This window comes from Agromyces binzhouensis, from assembly GCF_004135055.1.
GTDB lineage: Bacteria > Actinomycetota > Actinomycetes > Actinomycetales > Microbacteriaceae > Agromyces > Agromyces binzhouensis.
The window spans coordinates 1-1,305 of the sequence record NZ_SDPL01000613.1 but is presented as its reverse complement, the minus strand read 5'-3'; the positions used below and the strand labels follow the sequence as shown (position 1 = coordinate 1,305).

Annotated in this window: 1 protein-coding gene; it reads left to right on the top strand. The window is 67.3% G+C overall.

Features of this window, described 5'->3' with window-relative positions; translation table 11 throughout:
- Window positions 1-810, top strand: an 810-nt coding sequence (gene ccsB, locus ESO86_RS17125; RefSeq protein ID WP_129235979.1) for a c-type cytochrome biogenesis protein CcsB, incomplete at its 5' end; no start/stop codon positions are given.
- Window positions 811-1,305 lie beyond the last annotated feature (495 nt).

The following is a 1,305-nucleotide window of genomic DNA, read 5'->3' as shown; positions in this document are numbered from 1 at the left end:
CGCCGCGGTGCCGGGGCGCCCGCCGCGCCATCCGTCGACTACGGCCGTTCGCCGTCGCTCCGGGTCGCGGTCGCGATGACGGTCATCGCCTGGGCGCTGCACCTGGCCGCGACCGTGCTCCGCGGCGTCGCCGCGAGCCGCGTGCCGTGGGCGAACATGTACGAGTTCGCGCTCACCGGCACGCTCGTCATCACGACGGTCTTCCTCGCGGTGCTCCTCATCGCCAAGACCGACCTGCGATTCCTCGGCACGTTCGTGACCGGTCTCGTGCTGGTGCTGCTCGGCGTCGCGACCGTGAACTTCTACGTCAGCGTCGTGCCGCTGCCGCCCGCGCTGCAGTCGGTCTGGCTCGTGATCCACGTGTTCGTCGCCACGTCGGCCGTGGGATTCTTCGCGCTCGGGTTCGCGCTCTCGGTCGTGCAGCTCATGCAGTCGCGCCGCGAGGCGATCGTCGCGACCGCCGACTCCGTGAAGAAGTCGTTCCTGGCGACCCTGCCCGATTCGACGGCGCTCGAGAACCTCGCGTATCGCGTCAACATCGTCGGCTTCATCCTCTGGACGTTCACGCTCATGGCCGGCGCCATCTGGGCCGAGAAGGCGTGGGGCCGGTACTGGGGCTGGGACACCAAGGAGGTGTGGACCTTCATCATCTGGGTGGTCTACGCCGGATACATCCACGCGCGCGCGACCCGCGGATGGCGCGGCTCGCGCTCGGCGTGGCTCGCGATCATCGGCTTCTCCGCGGTGCTGTTCAACTTCACCGTCGTGAACCTGTTCTTCAAGGGGCTCCACGCGTACTCCGGCCTGTGATCCGCAGACCCGTCGCTCCACCTTCGAGGGCTCCCGCCGGCTTCGGCTGCGGGAGCCCTCGGCTCGTTCCGGGGCGGTCGGGATCTGGCGATCGGATGCCGCCCTGCGGGGCCTCGCACCCGGCCTCCGATCGCGACACGCCCGGGATGCAAGCCCGATTTGCCCGACGGTTCGACGGCACGTAGATTCTTCTTCGTTGCCACGGCAGCCGGGAGCGAGAAGCTCACGGGGCCGGGCAGCGAATCCCAGCCAAACAGCCTCGTAGGCGCCCCGTGCGACTCGGTTGCTTCAAGCCTGGGAGACGTATCACCCACCACCTGCTCGGCCTCGAGTCGAGTCCCGAACGCTCAGCGTTCGTGAAGTCGGTGGTGGTACTGTAGGGAAGTTGCCTCGGTGGTGCTGGCTCGGTTTCGGGTTGGTGGGTCGGGTGCGTCCGTTCCTTGAGAACTCAACAGCGTGCACTATGTTCAATGCCAATTTATTTGAACCCCGTTT